This window comes from bacterium (assembly GCA_040753555.1).
In the GTDB taxonomy this organism is placed as follows: Bacteria; UBA9089; UBA9088; order UBA9088; family UBA9088; genus JBFLYE01.
The window spans coordinates 1-1,610 of the sequence record JBFMDZ010000326.1; the positions used below are offsets into that span (position 1 = coordinate 1).

The following is a 1,610-nucleotide window of genomic DNA, read 5'->3' on the forward strand; positions in this document are numbered from 1 at the left end:
ACAGTAAATGGATATAAGATAATAACCGTAATTCTTGTGGGTTAAGAAAAAGACAAGATTGGGATATTTCAATGTATTGGTTTCTGGTGAAACCTGGCAGAATTTAGAAATAGAAAAGGCAATGAAATATGTAGAAGGTCTTTTAGGAAAGGAGACTAAGATAACCTGGGTATGGGACAGAGGCTTTGATGATAGGAAGAATTATAATAGAATAAATTCAATGGAGGATAAATTTATAGGTCGCTTTTATCATAATAGGGTAGTTCAAAGATATGGTAAAGAGACTAAGATCTTTGATTTGAAACTGAATAAGGGATTGAGATTTGAAAGTGAAATGAAATGGAGGGGAAGGAAAAGAAAGGTAGAGGTAGAGCTTAAGTGGGGAGGATGTAAATTAGAAAGGAAGGAGGGAAAGGATGGAACGGAAGAGACATCATACCCCCCTTTGGATAAAAAATTATACCATCCTTTTGATAAAAGGTCAAGTTTAATCTCAAAAAGCTCTATCCAAGGAAAACAGGGGGTATTTTAGCAATCTCCATAGAGATGTTGGGTTCTTTCTCTTTTGCTTTCTTGCTCATAGGCGTCTTATTCTCTTTATAGGTATTTGGTCTTATCACAAATTAAAGAACAATTGATAGCTATAGGCTTTATTAAGGAAATCTTCTCTATTCTTAAAGGTCTCAATCTCATAGAATTCCATTTCTATAAGATTATGCACAGTTTCAATATCAGATTGGAATCGATGAGCACCAGGAGGAATAGTGGTATGGATTTGTCCGGGAACATCCTGTTAAAAGCTTTTGTATAACCACTTGGCCTTTTAGCCTGCCAACTACCAATATATTCTTAAGCCTTATCGGTTTGCCTTCTAGTGTTAGAGAGGGAAGCTCCACACCTTTTAAGTTGGGCATTGAGATATTCAGCAAACAAAGTAGCATAAGGCAAAGATTTGCTATCAGCAAAGGCTAAATACTGCATTCCTGTGCTTACATCTTTTGAGCTGTATATTGAACTCTGGGGAGTCTTTTAGCCACAATTTGCATCCAATACTCTGGTATATCTGTTAAGTCCTTAGTATCTTCGTCTATTTGTTCAAAAAGAGACAAAAGTTTCTTTATTTCCCTTAAATTTTGTTTTGTTCTATACTTTTTGCGTCTTTTCCTTGATGCTACCCCTTTTTCTCTTTCAGGGCTTCCTTATTGTCTTTGCACTTAAATCTATACCTTCTATAGCCTTAATCGTATCTGCTCCTATTCTTTTGTATTTCTTCTTAAGCTTAACCAATCTTTCTTTCTCTATTTCTGATGTGGCATTAGGGGAATTGTGTGGTTTGCGTGATAAATCCTCTAATTTAAGCATATCCATACTCCTCCCATTTTCTAAACCATTTTCTTACAGTCTTTACTGTAGTCTTAAAAACCCGAGTGGCTGCCTTAATGCTATGCTCTTTAGCATGTAAGACTATTTGCAATCTAAGTTGTAGAACTTCCCCAATTTTACTAAAACCTTTCATAGGGCTTAAATTTATGGTTATTGAAAAATATTAGAATAATCCTCCCCCTTTCCCCCTTTAGCGAAGCGAGAACTCTATTTTTATTGTGCTTTTT

The 1,610-nt window shown here is 35.4% G+C and carries 3 protein-coding genes; 1 reads left to right on the top strand and 2 read right to left on the bottom strand.

Annotated elements, in window-relative coordinates:
- The first annotated feature begins 34 nt into the window (after positions 1-34).
- A complete protein-coding gene (locus AB1630_13085) occupies positions 35-532 on the top strand; it encodes a hypothetical protein (GenBank protein MEW6104720.1) in 498 nt (165 codons plus the stop codon).
- A gap of 656 nt (positions 533-1,188) precedes the next feature.
- Here AB1630_13085 and AB1630_13090 read toward each other — a convergent pair.
- Together AB1630_13090 and AB1630_13095 are read right to left on the bottom strand one after the other, a co-directional pair.
- Entirely contained in the window at positions 1,189-1,362 is a 174-nt protein-coding gene (locus AB1630_13090) for a hypothetical protein (protein MEW6104721.1), read from the bottom strand.
- Positions 1,355-1,474, bottom strand: coding sequence for a helix-turn-helix domain-containing protein (locus AB1630_13095; GenBank protein MEW6104722.1), 120 nt, complete (start codon positions 1,472-1,474; stop codon positions 1,355-1,357). The genes AB1630_13090 and AB1630_13095 overlap by 8 nt, the downstream gene beginning before the upstream one ends.
- Positions 1,475-1,610: the final 136 nt, after the last annotated feature.